Raw genomic sequence first — 23,938 nt, forward strand, 5'->3', positions numbered from 1 at the left:
CGGGCCGCGCGAACAAGAGGGAGATGTATGCTGGTGATGAAACCTGGATGTGGGTGTTGCGATCGCGACCTCTCGCTCGACAATGGCGAGGCGTTGATTTGCTTATTCGCGTGCACCATGTCTCTGTCTTCGGTTATCGGTCGATCTCGGATGGAAAGGGGAGGGTGGTGAGTTTCGCATAGCGGCTGAGAAGCTGTTCCTGAAGCGCGGGATCATGGGTTTCCGAGTTCGGGCCCCGGCGCTCCATATGGTAGAAATACTCGCCCGAAATCCGCGCGGCGGCCTCGTCGGCGGCCAGCACCGTAACAGAGACCGGCAACGCGCCGATCTCCGTCCCGGTCGAGGTCAAGGGGAATGGGAAACCGAGGCTTCCTCCACCGCATCTGCATTGTTTGCCCGGAAACGTTGGATCATCACGTAGAAGGCCGGCGTGAAGAGGAGCCCGAAGATCGTCACGCCCAGCATACCGAAGAAGACGGCGGTCCCAAGCGATTGCCGCATCTCGGCTCCGGCGCCGGTCGCGGTCACAAGCGGCAACACACCCAGGATGAAGGCAAACGAGGTCATCAGGATCGGACGAAGTCGTGTCTTCGCCGCGCCGACCGCCGCCTGTTCTGGCGATTCGCCCCGCGCCTCTTCTTGCCGGGCAAATTCGACGATCAGGATTGCGTTCTTTGCGGCGAGGCCAACGAGCACGATGAAGCCGATCTGCGCGAGGATGTCGATCGGCATGCCGCGTAGCTGTAAGCCGGCGGTTGCAGTGAGAAGGCACATGGGCAGGATGAGCACGATCGACAGCGGTGTTTTCCAGCTTTCATACTGTGCGGCAAGCACGAGGAAGACGAACAACGCGGCGGCTGCGAAGACGAGGATCGTAGGCGTGCCCTGCTGTTTCTCCTGATACGACAGCTCGGTCCACTCGAACCCGACACCCGATGGAAGCACCTGCTTGGCGAGATCTTCCATTCGCGTCATCGCGGTGCCCGAGGAGATGCCCGCTCCAGCCGCGCCCATGATCTCGGCTGCTGGATAGAGGTTGTGGCGCGGCACGCGGTACGGCGCGGTCTCGCTGCGGAAGGTCGCGACCGAACCGATCGGGACCATTTCGCCGGCGGTGTTGCGCACTTTTAGATGGGCGACGTCGTCCGGCGTTCCGCGGAACTGTCCATCGGCCTGCGCGATGACCTGGAAGGTCCGGCCGAGGTAGTTGAAGTCGTTGACGTACTGCGAGCCGATATAGAGCTGCAGCGTCGAAAACACGTCGGCCGGCGTCAAACCGACTTTCTCTGCCTTTAACCGATCGATGTCGGCAAACAGCGACGGCGAGCCTGCATTGTAGAGGGTGAATACGCCCCCGAATGCCGGGTCCTTGTTGGCGGCCGCCACGAGATCGTTGGCGGCTTTGGCAAGCGCCTGTGGCCCAAGGCCGCCGCGATCTTCGAGCATCAGCTTGAAACCGCCGGCTGAGCCGAGACCCTGAACGGGCGGCGGCATGACCGTGATAACATAGGCGTCCTTCACGACGGCGACCTTTTCGCGAAGGATCTTGAGCATGGCCGCAGCGTTCACGCCCGGAATGTTCTTTCCATAGAGCGAAGGCAGCGCGACGAAGATCGTACCTGCGTTGGGCGCGACGGTGTTGGTCGTCACGTCGAAGCCGGTCACCGGCGAGGTATGCTCCATACCCTTGATGTTGAGAGCGATATCGTTCACCTGCCGGACAACTTCATCCGTGCGAGCAAGGCTTGAGCCAGGTGGAAGCTGAATGACTACGACTAGGTATCCAATGTCCTGCTCGGGGATGAAGCCCGTTGGCATCCGCGACATCTGGAAACCCGTAAGACCGATCATCGCGAGGTACACGAGGCCGATGATGGCGGTGACGCGGACGAAGCGCGCCGTCATCTTGCCGTAGGCGGACGAAAGCCAATCGAAGCCGTGGTTGAACCGCCCGAATATGGCGGGCATGATCCGGCGAAGACCACGCGGCTTGGCGTGCTCGCCGGTCGGATGCGGCTTCAGCAGGACGGCGCACAAAGCGGGGCTCAGCGTCAGAGACACGAAGCAGGAGATCACGGTCGAGGCCGAGATCGTGATTGCGAACTGCTTGAAGAACAGGCCGCCGATCCCGGAAATGAATGCAGCCGGAACGAAGACTGCGCAGAGTGTCAGTGCGATAGCGATCAGCGCCGTCGAAACGTCGGTCATGGTCTGGTGCGCGGCTTCGCGCGGCGACATACCCGCTTGCATGTTGCGTTCAACATTTTCGACCACGACGATTGCGTCGTCGACGACGATGCCGACCGCGAGAACCAGACCGAACAGCGACAAATTATTGATCGAGACCCCGAAGGCGGCGAGGATCGTGAACGTGCCGATCAGCGAAATCGGGATGGCCAACACCGGGATGATCGTCGCCCGCCAGTTTTGCAGGAATACGAACACCACGATCACGACGAGGACGATCGCTTCGAAGATCGTGTGCACGACTTCGTCGATTGACTGGCTGACGAAAGTCGTCGGGTCATAGATGTTAATGTAGTCAAGGCCGGGCGGGAAGCTCTTCTTCAGCTCCGCCATCTTGTCCCACACCGCTTTCTCGACCTGGACGACGTTTGCGCCGGGCTGAGCGATGACCCAGAACGGCGATGAGTCGAAACGGTCGGCATAGGCTTTCGAGCCGTAGTCGGCCGCGCCAAGCTCGACGCGGGCGATATCACGGATCCGCGTCACCCGGCCTTGCGTGTCCGACTTGACGATGACGTCGCCGAACTGTTCGGGCGTCGTCAGACGGCCGAGCGCCTCGACGCTGATCTCATAGGCCGCTGGATTCGCCACAGGCGGCTTGTTGAGGACGCCTGCCGAGACCTGGGCGTTCTGGGCGCGCAACGCGCTCAGGATTTCTTTTGCACTGATGTTGGAGGAGGCGGCCTTGTCGGGATCGACCCAGATCCGCATGGCATATTGCCGTTCGCCGAGATTCCACAGGTCTGCAACGCCCGGCAGTCGGGAAATCTCGTCTTTGACGTGGAGGATGAAGTAGTTCGAGATATATTCGGCGCTGCGAGAACCATCGGGCGAGTAAGGATGCACGCCGAGCAAGAGCGCTGGGATGGTTTTCTTGACCTGCACGCCCTGGAGCTGCACTTCCTGCGGCAGTCGTGAAAGCGTGTCCTGGACCCGGTTTCGAGTCAACATCAGCGCCGTGTTGGGATCGGTGCCGACCTTGAAGATGACCGTGATGGTCAAGAGGCCGTTCCCGGTCGACTGGCTGGTGATGTAATCCATGTTCTCGACGCCGTTCACCGCCTGCTCAAGCGGGGTGGCGACCGTGCGCGCCACGGTCTGGCCGGAAGCGCCAGGGTAGGCGGTCGTGATCTGCACTGTCGGCGGAACGATGTTGGGGTATTGCGCGACTGGCAGCGACGTCAGCATCGCCAGACCGATCAGCACGAAGAAGATATTGATCACCGTCGCGAAGCGTGGATGATCGATGAAGAAATGCGCGAGCTTCATGGTTTGACTCAGCCTGGATGTTGGATAGACGAGGCTTGAGCAAGTTCAACCACGGGCGACACCGCGTGAAGTCCAAACCGTAACTATCTATCGATAGATTGCCGGGACAATTAGAGGGGTCAGTGGAGGCGTGTCAATCCTCTATCTATCGATAGAGCTGTACGCCGGCGAGCTTTCCTCTGATTTGAAAATTGGAAGCGGAGGAGCGATCTACGTTCCTCCGTCTTGAAAGAGCTCGGAACGAGCCGAGACTGTCTTTCCCGGTGCAGCCTCCTGTCGGCTGCACAGCGGCCTCATTCGGTCGCGGTCTTGTTCCAGGCGACCTTGGACGACTCGACGCGCGGGTCGACAACCGAGCCCGGACGAGCCGTCGGGATACCGTCGACGATCACCCTATCAGTGGGAGCGAGGCCCGAGCGGACGACACGCAGGCCGCCGCGCAAGTCACCGAGCTCCACGGGCTTCGGCACAACCACGTTCTTGTCGCTGACGGTGAGGACGATATGCGACGACTGATCGGCAAGAACCGAGGCGTCGGGCACGAGGAGCGCGGGAGCCGGAGCGGTCAAGCCGATACGAACACGGGCAAACTGTCCCGGCGCCAGGAAGAGGTCTGGGTTCTTGAACGTCGCGCGGGCGTGGATCGTGCCGCTCGAGCGGTTGACCGTGTTGTCGAGGAAGTTGAGCGCGCCTTGAAGGCCATAGCTGGTTTCATCGCTCAGCGATGCCTCAACCTTGTTGTCGAGCGGGCCGGCCTGCTTCTGGCGCTGGCGCTGGAACGTCAGGTAGTCCTGCTCACTCATATCGAAGTCGAGATAGATCGGGTCGAGCGAGACGAGCGTCGCAAGCAGCGTCGTGGGGCTGGTGGCGGCGCGGCTGCCCGCAACCAGGCCGCCGATCGAGACTTGCCGCGCGCCGATGCGTCCGGTGAATGGTGCCGTTACCCTGGTGTATTCGAGGTCGAGCTGTGCGTCGCGGATGCGCGATTGAGCGTCGTCGATCGCGGCTTGTGCGGCCTGCTGCTCGGCAATGCGCTGGTCATAGATTTCCCGGGTCGAGTTGCCGGTCTTGAGGAGAGCTTGCACCCGCTCCAGCTGGTTGGTCGCGAGGCTGTACCGCGACTTGGCCGATTCGAGTGCGGCCTTCGCCTGGCCGAGCTTAATCTCATAGGGCCGAGGATCGACGACAAACAGCAGGTCGCCCTCACGCACGATCTGCCCGTCTTCAAAGTGGATCTCGGAGAGTGTGCCGCCGACCTGGGCGCGCAGCTCGACCCGATTGATGGCCGAGAACTGGCCGATCGCTCCGAGGCGGGTTTCGACGTCCCGCTGCAGGGGGTTGCTGACGGTCACCGCCGCGAGTGGAGCCGCGGGAGGGACCGAGGCCTGGGAGACGTCCTGGCTGAAATAGGCGAACCCGCCCACACCCCCGGCGACGAGTACGGTGAGAAGCGGGAGCTGCCAGCGCAAGCTCTTGCGGTGGCTGGATTTATTGGTCGCTGCGCTGTCGACCGGGGTTTTCAAAAGAATGTCGCTCATGGTGTGCCTGCCGTGTGGTTCGAGGAATTTCAACTGGGGTCTTTATTTTTGGAGTAACTGCTCCTATAATCACCAATATGGCGAGAGCCCAAACCAAGTCAAGCGAATTTTGGAGTGAAAGCACCAAAAATGTCAGAGACACAAAAACGCGGCCGCGGTCGGCCGTCCACATTCGACCGCCCTTCAGTGTTGCGCGAGGCGATGAAGCTGTTTTGGGACAATGGCTACGAGGGCACGACCTTCGAGGAGCTCATCTCCAAGATGAGCATCAGCCCGTCGACCTTTTATAACTCGTTCGGCAGCAAGGAGCGCCTCTACCGCGAGGCAACCGAGAACTTCATGGATTATGCGCAGACGTGGATCCAGAGCGCGCTGTCGGAAGACGGAGTGACGACGCGGCAAGCCTTTGCGCATCTCCTCGAGTCGGCCGCCGAACAGTTCACACGCGAGGACTTGCCACGCGGCTGCATGGTCTCCTTGTCGGGCACGCATCAGGCGCCCGACCTCATGCCGATCCGTGACATGATGGTCGAGTATCGCGCGGCATCCGAGATCTACCTCGCCGACCGCATCCGAAAGGGAATTAGGGAGGGTGACATGCCAAGCACGATCGACGTCGATGCGCTTGCGGCCTTCATCCACGCCATCGTTCGCGGAATGGCCGTTCAGGCCCGGGATGGAGCAAGCCGCGCAAAGCTTGAGAACATCGGCCGGGTTGCGATGGAAGCTTGGCCAGAAGCGAGAAGGGTGGCGGCCTGACACGATTTCGGAGCTGGTTTGCGCGCGACGGACGTCGCGTGGCGTGCTCCTTCAGGCCACGCACCAGGCGCGAAAGGCCCTTTCAAGATCGATGCTCCGAGAGGCAAAGAAGGGTGGTCGTGCGCGTAACGCGGGACGCAGCCAGGCATGCGCTGGCGACAACATCCACGCGCCCTGGTCCGAGATCGCGGCCAGCCGTCGCCGCTCCCCGTCTGATCCGCGCTGCTAGTCGATGGCGTCGTGCGGCGATGCGGCGCGCCCGGCGCCTAAGAGGTAGGCGGCAATCGCGGCGACCTGAATGGCGACCGACGCGACGAAAATGATCTGGTCGGACCAAAGCTCGCGGAAGAGACCGAACACGGCGGGAGCGATGGCATAAGCACCCTGCGAGATGGCGACGATCAGCGCCACCGCCCGCGCAGCGTCTTCCTTGGAAAATTCGAGATTGGCGATCACCGGCGGAACGGAGATGGCGTTACCGACGCCAAGGCCGAAGAGCACGACGCCGACCACGAGAAGCGCTGGGCTGTCAGCGAGAAGGAGAACGCCGCATCCCAGCGTTTGCGCAACAAGGCTGTACGACGCGATGGCGCGCCAGTTCGAGGTGCTCGATGCGCGCCAGCCGATGGCGACCCGGCCGATGACGGCAGCAACGCCAGAGGCGCCGGCGGCAAGACCAGCGCCCTGCCTTCCGAGCGTGGGTGCGAGCACCGAGACGAGGTGCGCAACGAGCCCGGTTTGTGCGAACAGGGCCAAGGTCATTCCGATGCACAGTGTAAGAAAGGCGCGATCGCGGAAAAGGTTGAATCGGGGGGCCGCCATGGAAGTCTCAACGGTCGCGCCGGAGCGCAGGGCCGAAGCGGTCGACGGGCTGCCATCGGGGACCTGGTTCAGGCTCTCGGGCGTCCGCGTCAGCACAAGACCTGCCAGCGCGCCGAGAGTGGCGAGCATCGCCGCGCTAACCACAAGTGCCGCGGCAGGGAAGCCAACCCTATCGATCAATGCGACCCAGAAGGGAGAGAAGATCACGCCTCCGACGCTGCCCCCGTTGAATGCGACACCGAGCGCCAAGGGGCGTTTGGCGGCGAACCACGGGGAGACGATAGCGTTGATAGCAACCGCGCCGAGGACGGACCATCCGATACCGGACAAGACCGCGGCCGCGTAGAGCTGCCACGGCGTGTTCGCAAGGGCCCAGCCCAGGACGCCGAGCGCCATGATGACACCGCCAGCGAAGGTGACGATCGGCAGTCCGAAGCGCCGATAGAGGCCGGGCAAGTTCGGGATGAGGGCGAGGCCGACCAGGAAATGCAGGGTCACGGCGCCTGAGATGAGCGCGATCGACCAGCCTCGCGTTTGGTGCACGACCTCGAGATAGACGGGTGGACCATAAAACCCGGTGCCCCAACCGAACACCGCGACGGTGAAAGCTGCGGCAACGACCCGCCAGCCGAAGAAGCCGGGCGCGGCGCTGATCGCGTCGACCACTGCATCCACCGGCGGGTTGGTCAAATTGGTGTTGCGATTGGCCACGCTGTTGTCTCCTACGCGTCTGCACGCCCGCGTCGCGGGCCGCCGAAGCGGCCCTCACCGGAGCGTCAGTAGACGGTGTTGCCGTTCTTGGACGTGGTGGGGACGGGGGCGAACACGTCCCAATGCTCGACGAGCTTGCCATTCTCGACGCGAAACATGTCGATGCCGACATCGCCGTTCTCGCTGACCAGGCCGGTCCAATGTGCGTGGACCGCGACGAGGTCGCCATCGGCGAGCACGCGGCGGATATCGCCCTTGGCGTTGGGGAAGGCGGTCAGGAAGCCGTTGATGAAGGCACGCAGCCCCTCGACGCCGTCTTCGGAGCCGGCAGTGTGCTGGGTGTAGGTGTCCCCGACATAGCGGGTAATAGCGCCGTCGACGTCACCGTCGAAGTGCGCTTCCTTGTAGAACGCCAGGACGGTCCTCTTGTTCCGTTCGGAAAGGCTCTCGGCGGTCATGATTTCATTCCAATCGTGTGTTGCCGTCGGCGTTGGCCGTTGCGGATGAAGGCTTATCGAATGCCGGCGAACGCAACGATCGATCACTCGCGCGATGGCCGGGTTGGTCGCTGACACGCCGGCATATTCGGCACACGGCGCAGTGCCATGGGGGGTTGCAACGCGCCGCGTGGAGCCCCCGGCCAAGCGGCGGGAGACGTTTGGCGGATTGCGCGTCCCTTATTCGGTCTGGGGCGGAATCTGCGCGTCGAACTTGTTCTGCTGGACGATGTAGATCTGGCACGGCTGCTTGGAGACGCACGCGGTCGTGTGAGCCTCTTTGCCGCGCTGATACCAGTACGAGCCGGGTCCAAGCTTCTCGTGCTTCTGTCCTGGCTGATAATTCTCCAGCTGCCCTTTGATGACGACCGCGTAGTAGTCGTAGGTGTGGGTGTGGAGCTTGCTCACGAACCCCGGATCGAACCGGAAGAAAGCACCGTGAGCGCCCTTGGTCACATCACCCCAGACGTTGGCGACCTGGATGCCCGCCTTGGGGTTCACGCCCCTCGCGCCGGTGTCGGTGAAGGAGTAGTGGCTGGCCGGGTTGGAGACCGACGTGCCCCCGTTGGCTGGCGGAAAGGAAGAGGTGTCCTGCGCCTGGGCGGCCGTCGTGAATGCGAGCGCCGCGAGGGTGGCGGCCACAAGTGACGTTTTCATAATATTTCTCCTGAGCATTGTTTGCTGCCGGCGATGTGGTGTCAGGCCGCCTTCTCGAGGGCCTCGATAAACTTCGCGGCGAGTTCGTGGTCCGACATCGGGTTCTGGGCGGTGATCAGCTCGCGGTCGACAACGACGAACGAGGTGAAGTTGTCGGCGTTCTCGACCTTAGCGCCGGCAGCTTCGAGCGCGTCGGGCATGTTGAAGATCAGCTTCTTGTGGAAGACGTTCTCTTCGGCATATTCCTCCTCGCTGCGCGAGAAGACGGTCATGCGATAACCGGCGTACTGCCAGTCCTTGCCCAGCTCGCGCGCCTTCAGCTCGTTGCCATCGATCAGGGCCGCGCGGAACTCGCGCGCCTTGTCGAGCGCAGCCAAGACGCTGATCGGGCCATGGCAGATCGCGGCGGTGGGCTTGTTGGCACCATGGAAGTAGCGCAGCACTTCGCCGGCGTCGGGGTCCTGCATCACATCCACGATAGGCGCGTGACCACCCGGGAAGAAGACGCCGGCGAATCGTTCAAGCCCGGCATCGATCACGGAGCGGATCGTGCGGACGTCGTTCATGGCAGGATCGTTGCTGAAGAAATCGCGAGCCTTCGTCCGGGCCGCGTTGTCCTGGGCAAAGTAGATCAGCGCATCGGAATCCTTGTCCATATGCGGCTTCTCTCCGGTCGGGGTGGCGAGGACGAAATCGTAGCCGGCGGCGACGAGAGTCATCAGCGGGACGGCGGTTTCGTTCAGGAACTGACCGATCGTGATCGTGCCGCCGCCCTTAGCTTCAAGTTCGGTCCCGTTCGAACCGATGACGAGGATAGTGCCTTTACCCATTTGAATCTCCTGTGGTCGAAAAGTTGACGGTGTCTGCTTGCGGGTAGTGCCGGGTGGACGCGCAACTCAAAGTCTCGACTGCGAGCCATGTTCGATGGTCGTTTCTTCGGTGTCGGCCTGCGCGAGCCGTATCAGTTCAGGCGGTCGCCTTGGTCGCCTCGGCCATCCGGCGCACGGCCTCTTCCGTGGTCCACACCGCGTTGGCCATGAAGCGCCAGTTGATCATGGCTGCGTCGAGGCCGGAGCCTTCTTCGTTCGCCGCTGCGGCGACTGCGTCACGGACCATCACGGTCTCGAAGCCGTCCCGAATGAGGTTGCGCATATGATCTTCGAGGCAGAGATTCGCTACGGGACCGGCCATGATAACCGTCTCGATCTTCCGTCGACGGAGCATATAGGCGAGGTCGCTCGTGGGCGCGTAGGTGACGTGGCGCGATACGACTGTCGTATTCTCGTCTTCCATGTATGGCTTGAATCGGTCAGGAATGTCCGCACCGCTACCCGGGAGGTCGTGCGTGTGAAGCGGGCTCTCGCGCGCTACGACGCCGCCGTGAAGAGCAAGGTCTTCCATGGGGCTCAGGCGGGTCTTGCCTTTGTGATCATGCGGAAAGAAGTAATGAGGCGACATGAACACCGGATAGCCGTGGTCCTTGGCAGCCCGAAGCAATGCCTCAAGGTTGGCATTCACGTTGTTCTTCTTCATCAGCTCCTCGATCATGACGAAATACTTGCCGCCGTCAGTGAGGAAGTCGTTCTGGATATCGACAAGCACGAGCGCGGTCCGATTGCTGCTGATCTCCATTTTGACCTTGTGTTCGAAGAACATTTGAAAGCTCCTTGCGATTTGGCGAGCGCTGGCTGCGCAGCGTATGGTCTGTAAAGATAGTCGGACGCTATCTACCGATAGATAGCTAACGGAGGCACATCGCCGAGTCAATATCTATCTATCGATAGACCGGCGACGCTTTGGATTGACCGAGAAGGTGGGTACCCCTGGTCGCGCCGCTCGCTTTGCGGCCATGGTCGCCTCACCCCTATCGGTAGATAGAACTTCCGGAGACCTGCGCCGGTCGGTACGCCGCCTTGCGTACCGACCTCCGCGCCGAGATCAAGCGGTTGCACCAGTCGATCCGCCGCACCATGGTCTATGTCACGCATGATCAGACCGAGGCGTTGACGCTGGCTGACAAGATCGTCGAGCTGAAGGCAGGCAAGATCGAGCAGACCGGCACGCCACTCTCACTCTACGACGATCCAGACAATGCCTTCGTCGCCGGCTTCATCGGCACGCCGCGCATGAATTTCCTCAAGGCGACTGTGGCGGATGACGGCAAGGCACTGCTCGCCGGCGAGGCGAGGGTGGACATAACGCATCTGGCAACGAAGTTGGAGAACGGCCGGGCCGTCACGCTTGGCATCAGGCCCGAGCATCTCGACGAGAAGGATGGCGTGACGCTCTCGCTTTCAGTCGACGTCACCTGCATCGGCGAAGTGCGTGGCCTTGGCGCCATGGTGGCGATCGAATTCGTGCGTGACCGCGAGACACGCCAGCCTTGGCCGGAACTGGTGAAAGCCATCACGCACACCGCTGCCGAAAAGGGCCTGCTGCTGCTCTCCTGCGGCGTGCATGGCAATGTCGTGCGTGTGCTGACGCCGCTGACCATCCCCTTCAACCATCTCGACGAAGGCATTGCCATCCTCAAGGACAGCCTACGGGCGGCACTGGAAAAGGTGGAGAGGGGACAATGACGCTCGCGCTGCTTCACGACCGGGCCTTCATCGATGGCGCCTGGGCCGGGGCGGATACGGGCGCGACCTTCGAGGTTCCCAATCCGGCGACGGGCGCGGTTCTCGCCCGCGTCGCCGATCTTGCCGCCGTCGATGTCGAGCGGGCGATCCTTGCGGCCGAGCGCGCGCTTGTGGACTGGCGCCAGCGCCCGGCCAAGGAACGGGCCAAGCTGCTGCGCGCATGGTTCGACCTGATCACCGCCCATACCGAGGACCTTGCCCGGCTGATCACGGCCGAGCAGGGCAAGCCGCTCTACGAGGCGCGCGGCGAGGTCGCCTTCGGCGCCTCCTTCGTCGACTGGTTCTCGGAAGAAGCCAAGCGGGTCTATGGCGACGTCATCCCGTCGGCCGGTCGCGACCGGCGTTTCATCGTGTTGAAACAGCCGATCGGCGTTTGCGCCGCCATCACGCCCTGGAACTTCCCGCTGGCGATGATTACCCGCAAGGCGGCGGCGGCACTCGCCGCCGGCTGCACCATGGTCGTCAAACCCTCCGAGGAAACGCCGCTGACGGCGCTCGCGATGGCCGAGCTTGCCCGGCAGGCCGGCATTCCGGCCGGCGTGCTCAACCTTGTGCCGTCGAAGGATGCCGCCGGCATCGGACGCCTGCTCTGCGAGCACCCGGTGATCCGAAAACTCTCCTTCACGGGCTCGACAGCCGTCGGCAAGCTGTTGATGCGGCAGTGCGCCGATACGCTCAAGAAACTGTCGCTGGAACTCGGCGGCAATGCGCCGTTCATCGTCTTCGACGACGCCGACCTCGATCTCGCCGTCGCCGGTGCCATCGCCTCGAAATTCCGCAATTCCGGCCAGACCTGCGTCTGCACCAACCGCATCTATGTGCAGGACGGCATCCACGCTGCCTTCGTGGCAAAGCTGACTGAGCAGGTTGCCAGCCTGAAAGTCGGCGACGGCGGCGCGCCGGAGGTCGTGCAGGGGCCGCTCATCAACGCGAAAGCCGTGGCGAAAGTGGCGGAGCTTGTCGGCGACGCCGTGGACCGCGGCGCGCGCATCGAGACTGGCGGCAAGCCGCATGCCCTCGGCGGCACCTGGTTCGAACCGACCGTGCTGAGCGGAATGCAGGCACCGATGCGGCTGGCACAGGAAGAAGCCTTCGGTCCGATCGCCCCGGTCTTTCGCTTCAAGGACGAAGCGGAAGTCATCCGCCTCGCCAACGACACGCGCTACGGCCTGATGGCCTATTTCTACGCCCGTGACGTCAACCGCATCTGGCACGTCCTCGAAGAGTTGCAATTCGGCATGGTGGGCATCAACGAAGGCCTGATCTCCACCGAGCTTGCTCCCTTTGGCGGCATCAAGGAAAGTGGTTTCGGCCGCGAAGGCTCCAAGTACGGCATCGAGGAATATGTGGAGCTGAAATATGCCTGCTTCGGCGGGCTGAAGGTGGGGTGAAGCTTGACGCGTATCATTCGCGAGACAGGAGCTGGCCCTGCTGTACGCAACCGAGCCAGCGCCCGATTCTTAGATACGCAACGGGTGAGGCCTGAACGGCCTGCGACATCATGAGTCAAGATGATCCGCTTGGCGTCACCGTGGAAAACACCGTCAACTGCGCGGCCATTTGAGATGCATTTTGGTGCCGCTCAATGCCAACAGACCTTTGCCTTTCTGCAGGTTGGAGCGCAGGTCGGCCTCCGCTTCATCACCGAAGGGCGCTTCTATCGCGGCGCAGGCGGTGCTACCGGCGAGATCGGCCGCATGCCGTTTCCGTGGTCGGGTAGCGAGTCAACCTCTCGTGAAGGGCTTGAATATAACTTCGGCTCGCGGGTGCTGATCGAGCGTTGCCGTGTCGATTGGCCAGTCGGGGAAGGCGCCCCTCAGACTCGGCCAAGGATCTGTTCGCGCATGCTTTGAAAGCTCACTGCCGGCGATGGCGGCGGTCGCACGCCATGCCGCCGATATTGGCAGGCTGGCGGCCGGCTGCATTGGCATGCTTGATCCTGATCTGATCGTATTTGGGGGGCGGCGTCGGAAAGAATCCGCTGATGAGCAAATCGTCGAGCGCGTAGCGGCAGAGCTTGCGTGGCTAACAAATCCCGCTTTAGTTCGCTGGGGATGACGGGACTGCCCTCGGTGCCATGAAGCTAGCGGCGGACTACAGTCTCGGGATTATGCTGCCCGAAGGTCGGCACCTGGCTGTGGTGTTGCCGCCATTGGGAACTAACCGTGTTAACTGGGCGAAACCCTCGATCCCGTGACGTCCAAGCCATTCATGCCAGTTGCCTGTGCCGCCTCGACGCCCAGCCTTCGCTTTGCCAGTCAGGCGATCGAATGCGCCCTCTGGTACGGGCGGACGTAGTCCTCCTCGGTCAGCCCGCTGTCCAGCCGCCGTCCACCATCAGGTTGATGCCGGTGACGTAGCTTGCCATGTCGCTGGCAAGGAACAGTGCGGCCCCTGCCACGTCATTCGGATGCCCGAGCCGTGGCCAAGGCGTGCGGCGGTGTGAATAGTCGAGCGCGCCAGGGTCGTTGGCAACGCCTGGTTTGCCGGTGATGATCTTGCCGGGTGCGATGGCGTTGCACACGATCAGGTCGTCGGCGTGGTCGACGGCGATCTGCCGTGTCATCTGCACGATGCCGCCCTTGCTCACCGAATAGGGGAAGTCGCCCGGGCAGGCCACCATGCCGTGCTGCGAGGAGATGTTGATGATGCGGCCGCGTACATCGTTGACAGGCGCTTGGGCGCGCATCTGCATCACCGCCCGTTTAGAGCAGTAGAAGAATCCGGTCAGGTTGACGCCGATGACGCGCTGCCATTGTTCCGGCGTGGTGTCGATCAGATTGGTGCTGGTGTAGATCGCGGCGTTGTTGACCATCACGTCGAGCCGTCCGAACTGCGTGACCGTCGCACCGACCAGCCCATCAACGGCGCTCCAGTCGGAGATGTCGGTCCGGATGTAAACGGCAGCTCCGCCGGCCGAGCGTATCAACTCCACGGTGCTCTCACCGCCCTCGATCGGCTGCTCGACCGTGTCGGCGATGACGACGCTCGCGCCCTCGGCCGCGAATTTCAGCGCGATTGCGCGGCCGATGCCGGAACTGCCTCCGGTAACGACGGCGGTCTTGTCTGTGAGCAGGGGCATGGTCCTCAGCTTTCCCGGGTGACGATGTGTCCGACTTTCGGGCCGATCAATTTTCCCTCGCGCACGATCTCGCGACCGCGCAGGAAGACGCTTGTCAGCCGCCATTCGACGGTCCAACCGTCGAACGGCGTGTAGCCCGCTCGCGACACCTGGTCGGCATTGGCGATCGTGCTGGACTGGCGCGGATCGAGGATGAGGATATCTGCGTCATGGCCGGTGGCGATCCTCCCCTTGCGCCGGCCGAGGCCAAAGCGCTCGGCCGGATTGCGGGCGCACAGGCGCACCAGCTCGGGCAATCTTATCAGACCGTCGTCAACCAGCTTCAACATCGCCTGCAGCAGCGTTTGCAACCCCGGCATGCCGCCCGGAATGTCGGCGAAAACCGCGTAGGGCGCCGCCTTTTCGGCCGGCGCGTGTGGGGCATGATCGGTGGCGACGATGTCGATCAGTCCCGCCCTCAGCGCGGCGCGCAGCGCATCCACATCATGCGGCGCGCGCAACGGCGGCGAAGCCTTTAGATTACCGCCTCGCGCCTCGTAATCCGCGGCGGTGAAGAACAGGTTCTGCGGCGTGGTTTCGACGCTGGCGTCGGCCATGCCGCGCAGCCGGCTCCACGTCTCGACGCCGAGTTCGGAATTGATCTGGCGGACATGAATTCTGGTCTCGGCCGAGGCGGCGGCGATTAGCGCCCGGGCGATGCCGTTGGCTTCGGCCAGCGGCGGCCGGCTGGCCTGAAAGGCGCCAATGGAGCCAGAGCCGTCACGCATTGTGCTGCCGGTCAGGATCGATTGATCGCCGGGCGAGATGCCGATCAAAGTTTCGGTGCCGGCGAAAGCCTTCAACGCTTCGGCCACGGCGTCTAGCGTCGCGAAGAGGAAGCCATCGGGCACATCGGCGGTGAAGAGTTCGAACGAGACCGGTGCGAGATCGAGCAGGGCAGGGATGTGCGACAGGTCGCGGCTGACGACGCTCTGCAGGCCCACATCGACATGGATGCGGTCTTCGGTCATCGCCATCTTGTCGATAAGCTGCTCAGCCGTGGCCGTCCAAGGCTCGTCGGTCGGCATGTCCAGCACCGTCGTCACACCGCCAAGGGCCGCGGCATGCGTGCCGGAGGAAAAGTCCTCCTTGTGCGTCAGTCCGGGCTCGCGCAGATGTGCGTGCGCGTCGACCAGGCCGGGCAGCAAATAGGCACCGGATGCATCGAAAACGGTTCTCGCCGAAGCCGTCTCGCCAGGCTGTACAAGCGCTGCGATACGGCCGTCGGTGATGCCGACATCGCGCCGCTCGAACCCTTCGGCGTTGACGATGGTGGCTCCCCGGATCAGCGTTTCGAACATGCCGCCTTGCTTCCGTCAGCTGCGCCGCTCGAAGCCGGCATGATTTTCCAGCCAGAACCGGGCAATGTCCTCGCGGCGCATAAAGGCAGCGGCTGGCTTTTTCTTCACATGCTCGATCACCTCGCGCAGCCCGGACGCCCGGTTGGGCTGGCCCATCCAGCGCGCATGGATGCCGATAGTCAGCATGCGGCCGCCGGTCTCTTCCGCTTCGTCGAGCATGTAGTCAATCGCTGAGCGGCAATCCTCGGCGAAGTCGCGCGGATTGCTGTAGCCCGGCGCCACCAGATAGCGACTGTCGTTGAGCGTCTTGGAATAGGGCACGACGAGGATTTCGGTACCCCTATGATTGAGGAAGTAGGGCAGGTCGTCGTTGCAGGGATCGGAGTGATAGAGGAAGCCGCCTTCCTCGACCAAAAGGTCGCGCGTGCTGACGCTGGGCAGCGAGCGGCAGTTCCAGCCGAGGGGCCGTCTTTCCAGCAGTTTCTCGTAAAGCGCGATCGCTTCATGCAGATGACGCTTTTCCTCGCCGCGCTCCATGGTTGTGTAGTCGACCCAGCGCAGGCCGTGGCCAAGCAGGTCATGCCGTCGTGCCTTCATCCATTCGACGAAGGGCGGGTTGCGCTCCAGCGCCACCGCGCAAGCGGAGATGGTGATCGGGATGTCGTAGCGATCGAAGAGCCGTGCCAGCCGCCAGACACCGGCGCGGCTGCCATATTCGAAATGCGTCTCGGTGCCGAGGTCGCGCACCGGCGGGCTGGAGGTGAGATTGTACTCGCCCCAATTGTCGTTGCGGCCGTCTTCGAGCCAGGAATATTCCGAACCTTCCTCGTAGTTGAGCACGAGGTTGATGGCGAGCTTGACGCCGTCGGGCCAGACGACGAAGGGCGGATGCGGACCATAGCCGACGAAGTCCCTCGACTGGGGCGGTTGCGAGGCAGCGCTCGGCGTCATGGCAAGTTCCTCTCAGCTCGTTTCGTTGGCTTCTATCCAGTCCATGTAAGCGTGGAAGGCTTCCTTGCCGGGGCGCGGCCGCCATGTGGTGTCGCGTAGGATGCGAGCGATGTCATACGCCCCCCACATGCCGCCTTTCAGTCTCACATCCTGGACGACATTGGCGTCTTCTCCTGATGTCACCTCGGCCGTCAGTCCGGGCACGCGTTCCCTTGCCCAGCCGATGATCTCGCCGATGGTCTGGCTGGATCCGGAGCCGATGTTGTAGTGGCGGTAATTGAGGCGCGGCGCATCGATCAGCGCAAGGATCGCGGCGGCAACGTCGGTCGAGGCGACATAGTCGCCGACGGGCTCCAGGCTGTTCGGCCTGATCGTCTCGCCGGCCAGAGCCATATGCGCGACGCGGTTGGGAACATGGCGAAAGTTGCGGCTCTCGGTCGCGCGGTCCATCGGGCCGTAGACCGAAGCAAGCCGCACCGAGACGGCCGACAGGCCGAACAGGTCGGCATAGCGGTTGGTCACCATCTCGGAGGCGAATTTCGAGATGCCGTAGAGCGTCAACGGCGCGACATAGCCGTCTTCCGGCAGCGGCTCGCCACCCCAGTCGGGCCCATTGTGACGGTAGACGGAGCCGGAACTGACATAGACGAAGCGCTTGAGACCTGGTCTCGCGCGCGCCCAGTCCAGCATCCGCACGGTGCCCATCAGATTGACATCGACGATGCGGGCAGGGTCTTCCGCCTCTGGCTGGCGTTTTGCCTCCGAGGCGCTGCCGCGCGAGATTGGCGTGATGGTCGCGCCATGCACGATTGCCGTGATGCCATGCTTGTCGAGTGTCGCGGACCAGGCCTTCGGGTCGAGGACATCGGCGGCGATCACTGTGAGCCGGTCTCGGACCCGGGCGAAATGCCTTTCGGCCGCCGCGTCGAGGCCGGACCGGTCGAGGATCACGGCCCGGGCTTGCGGGTCGCGGTCGAGCCACGCGCGCGCGACCACGCTCATGACAAAGCCGGTGCCTCCGGTGACGAGCAACGTCATGCGAACTCCTTTGATTTGGATGGAAGAGGGTCAGCGCGTCGCATAACCGCCGTCCACGAGCATGTCGGATCCGGTGACGAAGGACGCGTCCGATGACAAAAGGAAAGCCGCCGCCGCGGCGATCTCATCCGGCTCCGCGATGCGGCCGAGCAGATGGGCCGGTCCAAGACCTGCATTGGCCGCCTCGAAGTCCGGAAATCTGCGCAGCAGGCGCGTCGTCGCTACCGCGCCCGGCGACAGGCTGTTGACGCGCACCTCGTCCGGTGCATGGTCGACCGCCATGGCCTTGGCAAGATGGATCAGTCCCGCCTTGGCGGCGCAATAGGCGACGGCCCTGGTGGTCGCGACCCGCCCGAACTGCGAGCCGATGAACACCACCGAACCGCCGCCACCCGCGGCGATCAACGGCACCGCGTACTTGCTCATCAGGAACGCGCCGGTCAGGCTGACATCGAGCTCGCGGCGCCAGGACTGTTCGTCGAGATCGACGACGGTGGCGTTCGTCGATGGTGCGGCGGCGTTGTGCACCAACCCGTCGAGCCGGCCGAAGCGCTGCTTCGCCATGTCGACGGCATCCCTGGCCGACTCCGCATTGGTCACATCGCAGCGGCAGGCGGCCGCCCCGGCGCCAAGCCCATCGGCAAGTGCCTGCGCGGCCGCCGGATCATGGTCGGCACAGATCACGCTGGCGCCTTCCGCAACGCAGCGCCGGGCAATGGCGGCGCCAATGCCGCTTGCGGCACCCGCGATCAGGACAACGCTGCCTTTAAGCCGGTTCATCACGGCGACCTCAAACCCGTTCCTCGACACTTTGCATGACCGGCGCCGTGACCGGCCGGCGCAACAGATTGTAGCAGGCTGCGAGCGTGACCAAGGCAGCGCCGCCGCCGAGCAACAGGAACATGGCGGGAGGCCCAAGATGCGCCATCAACCCTGCTGCGACACCCGGCGTTGCCACATTGCCGATCGAGTAGAGCAGAAGCAGCGTCCCGGAGGCGGCGACCATGTGCCGGCTATGAAGCTGAGACGCGCCAAAGGCCATCGCCACCGGATAGATCGTCAGCGCCGTGGCACCATAGAGGAAGAACAGCACGAACAGCAGCGGCACCGAAAGGGTGCCGACCCATGCGATCGCGGCGCAGGTCGTCACCGAAACCAGCCCTTGCGCCAGCAGCATCAGGCGGCGGTCGAACCGGTCCGACAGCCAGCCGACCGGGGTCTGCGCGAGCATGCCGGCGATGCTTATCGTGGTCACCAGCCAGACCGTGGCCGCCGCCGATAGTCCGATCTGCGTGCCGTAGAGAGGCGTCAATACGAAGATGTTCATGTTGGTGATGCCGGCCTGGAAAATGGCGACGACCGTCACCGGCGCCAGCCTGAAAAGCGCCAGCGGTCCGAGTCGCCTGTCCGCCTTCGCTCCGGGCGCCGGCACCGGATCGGCCGGCACCGAAGGCAGCGTCGGCCAGCGCGACCCAGCGAACTTTGGCGCGAAGGCCAGAAGCACCGTCGCTGCCGCGACCAGAAACAGATGCGGAGATTGCGGGCCGACCAGCGCGACGAGGATCTGGCCGAGCAGCACGGCGATCGCCGTCGTCAGCATGTAGATCGAGAACAGCGCGCCGCGATTGTGCTGTTCGGCATAGAGATTGATCCAGCTCTCGCAGACGACGAACATAGAGGCCATCGACATGCCGCCGAGCAGCCGGAAGCAGAACCAGCCCGGCATGAAGTCGGTGAAGACGAAGCCCAGAGTCGACAGCAGCGCTGTTGTCAGGATCAGAAGGAAGGTCCGCTCATGCCCGTAGCGGGCGACCAATGGACGCGTCATCAGGCATCCGATCAGGAAGCCGACCGGATAGGCGGTCAGCACGATCTGCACGATGTCGGGGTCGACGCCGGGTTCGCCGAGGTGGAACGAGACGGCAGTCGTCAGCATGGCGCTGCCGATACAGGCGAGACAGACGCTTGCCATGATCGGCAGCGTGGCGCGGGAGCGCTCGGCGTTCCGCCACAGGCGCATCGCGGATTGAGCGATCGACCCCATGAATGCAGCCGTCGGCCGGCTAGGACGGGCGCCGGAGATCGCAAGCAGGATCACTGACCGACGCCGGATTTTTACGCATTGCGACGGCTCCCCTTGGCAGTCACGCTGGCCGGCGGCTGCTCTCCCTGATGGAAGCTACACCTCGCGATGCATGCCACAAGCGAAGATTGACACGGCTATGGCGTCATTTTTTTTGGCCATCCCAGTTGCGGAAAACAGCGTTGTGCCGTGCGACAGGCTTTACAGTCCTTTTGCACGCTCCCTACGATGGGTCGCCTGCCGAAGATCGAGAGGAGACCAGGAGATGACGATTGAACGCCTTGATAATGGCCAACGCTTCTGCCGGGTGCTGCGCTATAGCGGTACCGTCTATGTCTCCGGCCTGACGGCGGACGACCTTTCCGGCGACACCACCGCGCAGACCAGGCAGATCCTCGCCAAGATCGATACACTTCTGGCCAAGGCCGGCAGCGACAAGTCGAAACTTCTCAGCGCCCAGATCTGGCTGCGCGACATCGCCGACTTCGACATGATGAATACGGCTTGGGATGCCTGGATCGATCGCAGCGCCATGCCGGTGCGCGCGACGGTGGAGGCGCGACTTGCCGGCGACCAGTATCGCGTCGAGATCATGGTTACAGCGGCGGTCGGCTGACGCCGATTGGGGTGGGAAAACCAAATGCATGAGCTGGTGATCAAAGGCGGACGCGTTGCGCTCGACGACGGGTGGGCCGAATGCGAGATCGCCATCGACGACGGCCGCATCGCCGCCATTGGCACCAGCCTGGCCGGTAAATCCGTGATCGGCGCCGGCGGTCGTTGGGTCATGCCCGGCGGCATCGACGCCCATTGCCATCTCGACCAGCCGGTCTGGGGCGGGGCCGGCAATGCGGACGATTTCGAGTCCGGCACCATCTCGGCGGCCTTCGGGGGCACGACATGCATCGTCCCGTTCGGAATGCCGGGTCGGAAGATGAGCACTGTCGGCGCCATTGATCGAGCGCTCGATCGCGCCAAAGGCCGCGCGGTGATCGACTATGGGCTGCACGCCGTGGTGACCATGGGCACCGGCCCGGATGTAGAGCAACAGCTTTCGCAACTCGCCGGTCGCGGCATCGCCTCGGTCAAGCTGTTCATGACCTATCAGGGTTTTGCCGTCGACGACGATCTCTTCTTCAGGGTGCTCGATACTGCCCACAGGCTTGGCTGGATCGTCATGGTCCATGCCGAGAACGATGCTGCGATAAGGCGCACGCGCCAGCGGCTGATCGATCTCGGCCGCACCGATATCCGCTACCATGTCGTTGCCCACAGCGAGACGATGGAGCGCGAGGCAACGCATCGTGCGCTGGCCTTCGCCGAAATGACAGGCGCGCGTATGACCATCGTCCACGTCTCGTCCTGGCAGTCGGCCGAGGAGGTGGCGCGAGCGAGGACGCGCGGCGTCGACGCTATCGCCGAAACCTGCCCGCAATATCTGTTCATCGGCGCAGCCGACCTCGACCGCCCGGCCATCGATGCGGCGCGTTTTGTCTTTTCGCCGCCGCCGCGTTCGCCGCGCAGCCATCAGCATCTGTGGCAGGCGCTGATCGAAGGCGGCATCGATCTCTGGTCCTCCGACCATTCGCCCTATTTCTTCGCCGATAAGATCGCGAGATCGCGGACGCCCGGCTTCACCACCACGCTGAGCGGCATTCCTGGCATCGAGACTCGCCTGCCGTTGCTCTTCTCGGAAGGGCTGCTCACCGGCCGGCTGACGCTGGACCGATATCTCGATCTCACCTCTCGCAATGCCGCCGCGATCTATGGTCTGGCCCATGCCAAGGGGCGGATAGCGGTCGGCCTCGATGCCGATCTGGCGCTGTGGGATCCCATGGCGACCTGGACGCTCGGGCACCAGGTGCTGCATTCGCGCGTCGACTTCACGCCCTATGAGGGCAGGAGCGTGACCGGCAAGCCGACCACCGTGCTGGTGCGCGGCGTGCCGGTGGTCGTGGATGGCAAGCTGCAGGTGCGGCCGGGGTTCGGACAATTCGTAGCGTGCACCGCCGCCGATCCGACTCTTTCCGGAAAACCAATCGAGGAGACGACGCCATGGCTCGATGCCTGACTATTGCGGTTGCCCAGACCGGACCCATCCAGCGCAGCGTCTCGCGTGCCGAAACAGTCGATCGCCTCGTCCATCTGCTGGAACAGGCCACCGCCGCAGGTGCGGAGATTGCTGTATTTCCCGAGATGGCGCTGACCACTTTCTTTCCGCGCTGGCGCATTGACGATCAGGCGGAGATCGACGCCTTCTTCGAACAGTCGATGCCAGGCCCCGAAACGCAGCGCCTCTACGATGCCGCCGCGCGCCTCAAGGTCGGCCTCGCGCTCGGCTATTGCGAGATCGCCAGGGAAGACGGCCGGACGCGCCATTTCAACACCATGGACCTTGTCGGCCCGGACGGGCGCTTCATTGGCCGCTACCGCAAGATGCATGTGCCGGGGTCGAGTGAGCCGCAGGAGGGCATCACCACGCATCTCGAACGCCGCTATTTCGAACCCGGCAATCTCGGCTTTCCCGTCTTCGACTATCGCGGCGTCCGTGTCGGCATGGCGATCTGCAACGACCGACGCTGGCCGGAGACTTACCGCATGCTGTGCCTCAATGGCGCCGAGGTCGTGCTCATCGGCTACAACACGCCGCTGCTGCTCGACGAGGCGCCGGCGCTGGCGCATCTGCGCATGTTCCACAATCATCTTCCGATGCAGGCCGGGGCCTACCAGAACACGCTGTGGGTGGCGGCCGCCGCCAAGGCCGGGCTTGAAGACGGCCAGGCGCTGATAGGCGGATCCTGCATCATCGCGCCGACCGGTGAGATCGCCGCGCAAGCGATGTCGCTCGACGACGAGATCATCGTCCATCGCGCCGATCTCGATCTGATCGAGACCTGCCGGAAGGTGAATTTCAACTTCGCGCTCTATCGCCGCCCCGACCAGTACCGGCGCATTTCGGAACCGGTCTGAGATCGAGCGAGATGGGCCTCATCGAAGCCAGTCAGGACACGATGCCGCGCGCGGCCGATCCGCTGTCACTCGGCGAGATCGTCGAGAATGGGCTCTGCATCGGCTGTGGCCTCTGCCGTTCTATAGCCACGCCTAATGCCATCGAAATGGTGATGACGCCGGAGGGCCGCGAGCGGCCGGTGGCTAGGCAGGCGCTGGACAGGCCGACGCTGATGCGGATCAACGCCGTCTGTCCGGGAACGCGCATCGCAGGTCCGCCGCAAGCCCAATCAGGCGAAACCGCGTTAATGGACACGGTCTGGGGACCGGTCGAGAGGCTTGTGCTCGGCCGCGCCGGAGATCCGACCGTGCGGTTTATCGGTTCTGGAGGCGGGGTGCTGACAGCGCTCGGCCAGTTTCTGCTGAGCTCCGGGCGTGTCAAATTCGTGCTGCATGTCGCGGCATCGCGTTCCCAGCCGATGCGCAGCGAACGGCGGCTGAGCTTCGATGCTGCTTCGATGCTCGAGGGCGCGGGCTCGCGCTACGGCCCGGCCGCGACCTTGGCGGATTTCGGCGACATCCTCGATCGCGGCGAACCCTTCGCGCTGATTGCCAAGCCTTGCGACATCACCGCCGTTCGCAACCTGGCGCGGCTCGATCCGCGCGTCGACAAATACATGCGCTGTGCCTTGGCCTTCGTTTGCGGCGGCGCATCGGACCTGTCGAAATCGGAACAGGTGCTGCAGCGTTTTGGCCTCGCCGAGGACGAACTGGCGTTGTTCCGTTATCGCGGTTACGGCAATCCCGGCCTCAACCGGATCGAAACCAGAGACGGCCGCGCCTTCGAGCTTACCTATCGGCAGCTGTGGGAGGACGAGGACAAATGGATGATCCAGCCGCGCTGCAAGATCTGTCCCGACGCGATCGGCCAGGTGGCGGACATTGCCGTTTCGGATGCCTGGCTGAATGGTGGGCCGGCAGCCGAGGACGAGGCGCTCAACGGCATCATCGTGCGCACCAGGCGCGGCCTTGAACTGTTCGACGCGGCAGTCGAAACCGGCGCGCTGGAGATCAAGCGCGAGACCGGCATTGCCGAGATCAGCGAATTGCAGTCGCACCAGGTGCGCAAGCGGCGCGCTGTCTGGGCGCGGCTGAAAGGCATGGCGATCGCCGGCAAGCCGGTGCCGTTTGTCACCGACCTCGCACTTGAAGATTGCGCCCTGCAGAATTCGCTGGCGGAGAACCTGGCCGAGGGGCGCGGCGCTCGCGGCCGCGCTCACCGCGGTCGCCTGGGTGAGCCGCCTGCCGTGCCGCGCGAAAGCAAGGTTGGGCAGTCATGTTGAAGGATGGGCTGAT

The 23,938-nt window shown here is 63.5% G+C and carries 23 protein-coding genes; 9 read left to right on the top strand and 14 right to left on the bottom strand.

The annotated features are described in order from the left end of the window. The first annotated feature begins 36 nt into the window (after positions 1-36). A complete protein-coding gene (locus OHD62_RS35690; protein ID WP_412177355.1) occupies positions 37-171 on the top strand; it encodes a DUF1272 domain-containing protein in 135 nt (44 codons plus the stop codon). On the opposite strand, the gene OHD62_RS06045 is transcribed toward OHD62_RS35690, so the two are convergent. The 3 genes from OHD62_RS06045 to OHD62_RS06055 form a co-directional block, all read right to left on the bottom strand. After that, on the bottom strand, positions 134-319 hold the full coding sequence (locus tag OHD62_RS06045) for a hypothetical protein (RefSeq protein ID WP_263781556.1): 186 nt from the start codon (positions 317-319) through the stop codon (positions 134-136). The two genes, OHD62_RS35690 and OHD62_RS06045, sit on opposite strands and share 38 nt — an antisense overlap. A 26-nt stretch (positions 320-345) precedes the next feature. Beyond that, entirely contained in the window at positions 346-3,516 is a 3,171-nt protein-coding gene (locus OHD62_RS06050; protein ID WP_263781557.1) for an efflux RND transporter permease subunit, read from the bottom strand. Positions 3,517-3,809: 293 nt separating this feature from the next. After that, positions 3,810-5,054, bottom strand: coding sequence for an efflux RND transporter periplasmic adaptor subunit (locus tag OHD62_RS06055; protein WP_263781558.1), 1,245 nt, complete (start codon positions 5,052-5,054; stop codon positions 3,810-3,812). Positions 5,055-5,183: 129 nt separating this feature from the next. On the opposite strand from OHD62_RS06055, the gene OHD62_RS06060 reads away from it, so the two are divergent. Next, positions 5,184-5,813, top strand: coding sequence for a TetR/AcrR family transcriptional regulator (locus OHD62_RS06060; protein WP_263781559.1), 630 nt, complete (start codon positions 5,184-5,186; stop codon positions 5,811-5,813). Between the two features lie 225 nt (positions 5,814-6,038). On the opposite strand, the gene OHD62_RS06065 is transcribed toward OHD62_RS06060, so the two are convergent. The 5 genes from OHD62_RS06065 to OHD62_RS06085 form a co-directional block, all read right to left on the bottom strand. Beyond that, positions 6,039-7,346: an MFS transporter gene (locus tag OHD62_RS06065; protein WP_263781560.1), complete on the bottom strand. Its 1,308-nt coding sequence runs from the start codon at positions 7,344-7,346 to the stop codon at positions 6,039-6,041. A gap of 65 nt (positions 7,347-7,411) precedes the next feature. Continuing rightward, positions 7,412-7,804: an ester cyclase gene (locus OHD62_RS06070; protein WP_263781561.1), complete on the bottom strand. Its 393-nt coding sequence runs from the start codon at positions 7,802-7,804 to the stop codon at positions 7,412-7,414. Between the two features lie 219 nt (positions 7,805-8,023). Beyond that, complete coding sequence (locus tag OHD62_RS06075) at positions 8,024-8,500, bottom strand: DUF4437 domain-containing protein (RefSeq protein ID WP_263781562.1); 477 nt, start codon at positions 8,498-8,500, stop codon at positions 8,024-8,026. Between the two features lie 41 nt (positions 8,501-8,541). Next, positions 8,542-9,330 carry a type 1 glutamine amidotransferase domain-containing protein gene (locus OHD62_RS06080; RefSeq protein ID WP_263781563.1) on the bottom strand — a complete coding sequence of 263 codons (789 nt, stop codon included), beginning with the start codon at positions 9,328-9,330 and terminating at the stop codon, positions 8,542-8,544. Between the two features lie 136 nt (positions 9,331-9,466). Beyond that, complete coding sequence (locus OHD62_RS06085) at positions 9,467-10,156, bottom strand: isochorismatase family cysteine hydrolase (protein ID WP_263781564.1); 690 nt, start codon at positions 10,154-10,156, stop codon at positions 9,467-9,469. Positions 10,157-10,413: 257 nt separating this feature from the next. Here OHD62_RS06085 and OHD62_RS06090 point away from each other — a divergent pair, with 257 nt between their 5' ends. The 3 genes from OHD62_RS06090 (at position 10,414) to OHD62_RS06100 (ending at position 12,992) form a co-directional block, all read left to right on the top strand. After that, positions 10,414-11,079 (top strand): aminotransferase class III-fold pyridoxal phosphate-dependent enzyme, encoded by a 666-nt coding sequence (locus OHD62_RS06090; protein WP_263781565.1) that lies wholly within the window; start codon positions 10,414-10,416, stop codon positions 11,077-11,079. Continuing rightward, entirely contained in the window at positions 11,076-12,530 is a 1,455-nt protein-coding gene (locus tag OHD62_RS06095) for an NAD-dependent succinate-semialdehyde dehydrogenase (protein WP_263781566.1), read from the top strand. Before OHD62_RS06090 ends, OHD62_RS06095 begins: the two co-directional genes overlap by 4 nt. Before the next feature lie 120 nt (positions 12,531-12,650). Further along, positions 12,651-12,992 carry a hypothetical protein gene (locus OHD62_RS06100; protein WP_263781567.1) on the top strand — a complete coding sequence of 114 codons (342 nt, stop codon included), beginning with the start codon at positions 12,651-12,653 and terminating at the stop codon, positions 12,990-12,992. Positions 12,993-13,447: 455 nt separating this feature from the next. Here OHD62_RS06100 and OHD62_RS06105 read toward each other — a convergent pair whose 3' ends face one another. The 6 genes from OHD62_RS06105 to OHD62_RS06130 are packed head-to-tail and all read right to left on the bottom strand — an operon-like array spanning position 13,448 to position 19,648. Continuing rightward, on the bottom strand, positions 13,448-14,221 hold the full coding sequence (locus OHD62_RS06105; protein ID WP_263781568.1) for an SDR family NAD(P)-dependent oxidoreductase: 774 nt from the start codon (positions 14,219-14,221) through the stop codon (positions 13,448-13,450). Positions 14,222-14,226: 5 nt separating this feature from the next. Next, complete coding sequence (locus tag OHD62_RS06110; RefSeq protein WP_263781569.1) at positions 14,227-15,561, bottom strand: dihydroorotase; 1,335 nt, start codon at positions 15,559-15,561, stop codon at positions 14,227-14,229. A gap of 15 nt (positions 15,562-15,576) precedes the next feature. Further along, entirely contained in the window at positions 15,577-16,512 is a 936-nt protein-coding gene (locus OHD62_RS06115; RefSeq protein ID WP_263781570.1) for a polysaccharide deacetylase family protein, read from the bottom strand. 12 nt (positions 16,513-16,524) lie between these two features. Beyond that, the gene (locus tag OHD62_RS06120; RefSeq protein WP_263781571.1) at positions 16,525-17,550 is read right to left on the bottom strand and encodes an NAD-dependent epimerase/dehydratase family protein; all 1,026 of its coding nucleotides are present in this window, start codon (positions 17,548-17,550) and stop codon (positions 16,525-16,527) included. Between the two features lie 30 nt (positions 17,551-17,580). Then, complete coding sequence (locus OHD62_RS06125; protein WP_263781572.1) at positions 17,581-18,330, bottom strand: SDR family NAD(P)-dependent oxidoreductase; 750 nt, start codon at positions 18,328-18,330, stop codon at positions 17,581-17,583. Between the two features lie 10 nt (positions 18,331-18,340). Then, a complete protein-coding gene (locus OHD62_RS06130; protein WP_318528581.1) occupies positions 18,341-19,648 on the bottom strand; it encodes an MFS transporter in 1,308 nt (435 codons plus the stop codon). 250 nt (positions 19,649-19,898) lie between these two features. Here OHD62_RS06130 and OHD62_RS06135 point away from each other — a divergent pair, with 250 nt between their 5' ends. Genes OHD62_RS06135 through OHD62_RS06150 form a run of 4 tightly spaced genes read left to right on the top strand, consistent with a single transcriptional unit; the run spans position 19,899 to position 23,925 of the window. Further along, positions 19,899-20,249, top strand: a complete 351-nt coding sequence (locus OHD62_RS06135) for a RidA family protein (RefSeq protein ID WP_263781573.1) — start codon at positions 19,899-19,901, stop codon at positions 20,247-20,249. 24 nt (positions 20,250-20,273) lie between these two features. Then, positions 20,274-21,704 carry a dihydropyrimidinase gene (gene hydA / locus OHD62_RS06140; protein ID WP_263781574.1) on the top strand — a complete coding sequence of 477 codons (1,431 nt, stop codon included), beginning with the start codon at positions 20,274-20,276 and terminating at the stop codon, positions 21,702-21,704. Further along, positions 21,689-22,603: a nitrilase-related carbon-nitrogen hydrolase gene (locus OHD62_RS06145; RefSeq protein ID WP_263781575.1), complete on the top strand. Its 915-nt coding sequence runs from the start codon at positions 21,689-21,691 to the stop codon at positions 22,601-22,603. Before hydA ends, OHD62_RS06145 begins: the two co-directional genes overlap by 16 nt. Before the next feature lie 11 nt (positions 22,604-22,614). Next, positions 22,615-23,925: a Coenzyme F420 hydrogenase/dehydrogenase, beta subunit C-terminal domain gene (locus OHD62_RS06150; protein WP_263781576.1), complete on the top strand. Its 1,311-nt coding sequence runs from the start codon at positions 22,615-22,617 to the stop codon at positions 23,923-23,925. Positions 23,926-23,938 lie beyond the last annotated feature (13 nt).

This window comes from Mesorhizobium sp. YC-39 (assembly GCF_025753795.1).
Taxonomy (GTDB): domain Bacteria; phylum Pseudomonadota; class Alphaproteobacteria; order Rhizobiales; family Rhizobiaceae; genus Mesorhizobium.

Coding starts and splice junctions, on each gene's coding strand:
- OHD62_RS06125 (WP_263781572.1), bottom strand. CDS start 18,330: ATGAACCGGCTTAAAGGCAGCGTTGTCCTGATCGCGGGTGCCGCAAGC.
- OHD62_RS06115 (WP_263781570.1), bottom strand. CDS start 16,512: ATGACGCCGAGCGCTGCCTCGCAACCGCCCCAGTCGAGGGACTTCGTC.
- hydA (WP_263781574.1), top strand. CDS start 20,274: ATGCATGAGCTGGTGATCAAAGGCGGACGCGTTGCGCTCGACGACGGG.
- OHD62_RS06075 (WP_263781562.1), bottom strand. CDS start 8,500: ATGAAAACGTCACTTGTGGCCGCCACCCTCGCGGCGCTCGCATTCACG.
- OHD62_RS06110 (WP_263781569.1), bottom strand. CDS start 15,561: ATGTTCGAAACGCTGATCCGGGGAGCCACCATCGTCAACGCCGAAGGG.
- OHD62_RS06080 (WP_263781563.1), bottom strand. CDS start 9,330: ATGGGTAAAGGCACTATCCTCGTCATCGGTTCGAACGGGACCGAACTT.
- OHD62_RS06150 (WP_263781576.1), top strand. CDS start 22,615: ATGGGCCTCATCGAAGCCAGTCAGGACACGATGCCGCGCGCGGCCGAT.
- OHD62_RS06085 (WP_263781564.1), bottom strand. CDS start 10,156: ATGTTCTTCGAACACAAGGTCAAAATGGAGATCAGCAGCAATCGGACC.
- OHD62_RS06100 (WP_263781567.1), top strand. CDS start 12,651: ATGATCCGCTTGGCGTCACCGTGGAAAACACCGTCAACTGCGCGGCCA.
- OHD62_RS06070 (WP_263781561.1), bottom strand. CDS start 7,804: ATGACCGCCGAGAGCCTTTCCGAACGGAACAAGAGGACCGTCCTGGCG.
- OHD62_RS06105 (WP_263781568.1), bottom strand. CDS start 14,221: ATGCCCCTGCTCACAGACAAGACCGCCGTCGTTACCGGAGGCAGTTCC.
- OHD62_RS06055 (WP_263781558.1), bottom strand. CDS start 5,054: ATGAGCGACATTCTTTTGAAAACCCCGGTCGACAGCGCAGCGACCAAT.
- OHD62_RS06120 (WP_263781571.1), bottom strand. CDS start 17,550: ATGACGTTGCTCGTCACCGGAGGCACCGGCTTTGTCATGAGCGTGGTC.
- OHD62_RS06145 (WP_263781575.1), top strand. CDS start 21,689: ATGGCTCGATGCCTGACTATTGCGGTTGCCCAGACCGGACCCATCCAG.
- OHD62_RS06095 (WP_263781566.1), top strand. CDS start 11,076: ATGACGCTCGCGCTGCTTCACGACCGGGCCTTCATCGATGGCGCCTGG.
- OHD62_RS06050 (WP_263781557.1), bottom strand. CDS start 3,516: ATGAAGCTCGCGCATTTCTTCATCGATCATCCACGCTTCGCGACGGTG.
- OHD62_RS06060 (WP_263781559.1), top strand. CDS start 5,184: ATGTCAGAGACACAAAAACGCGGCCGCGGTCGGCCGTCCACATTCGAC.
- OHD62_RS06135 (WP_263781573.1), top strand. CDS start 19,899: ATGACGATTGAACGCCTTGATAATGGCCAACGCTTCTGCCGGGTGCTG.
- OHD62_RS35690 (WP_412177355.1), top strand. CDS start 37: ATGAAACCTGGATGTGGGTGTTGCGATCGCGACCTCTCGCTCGACAAT.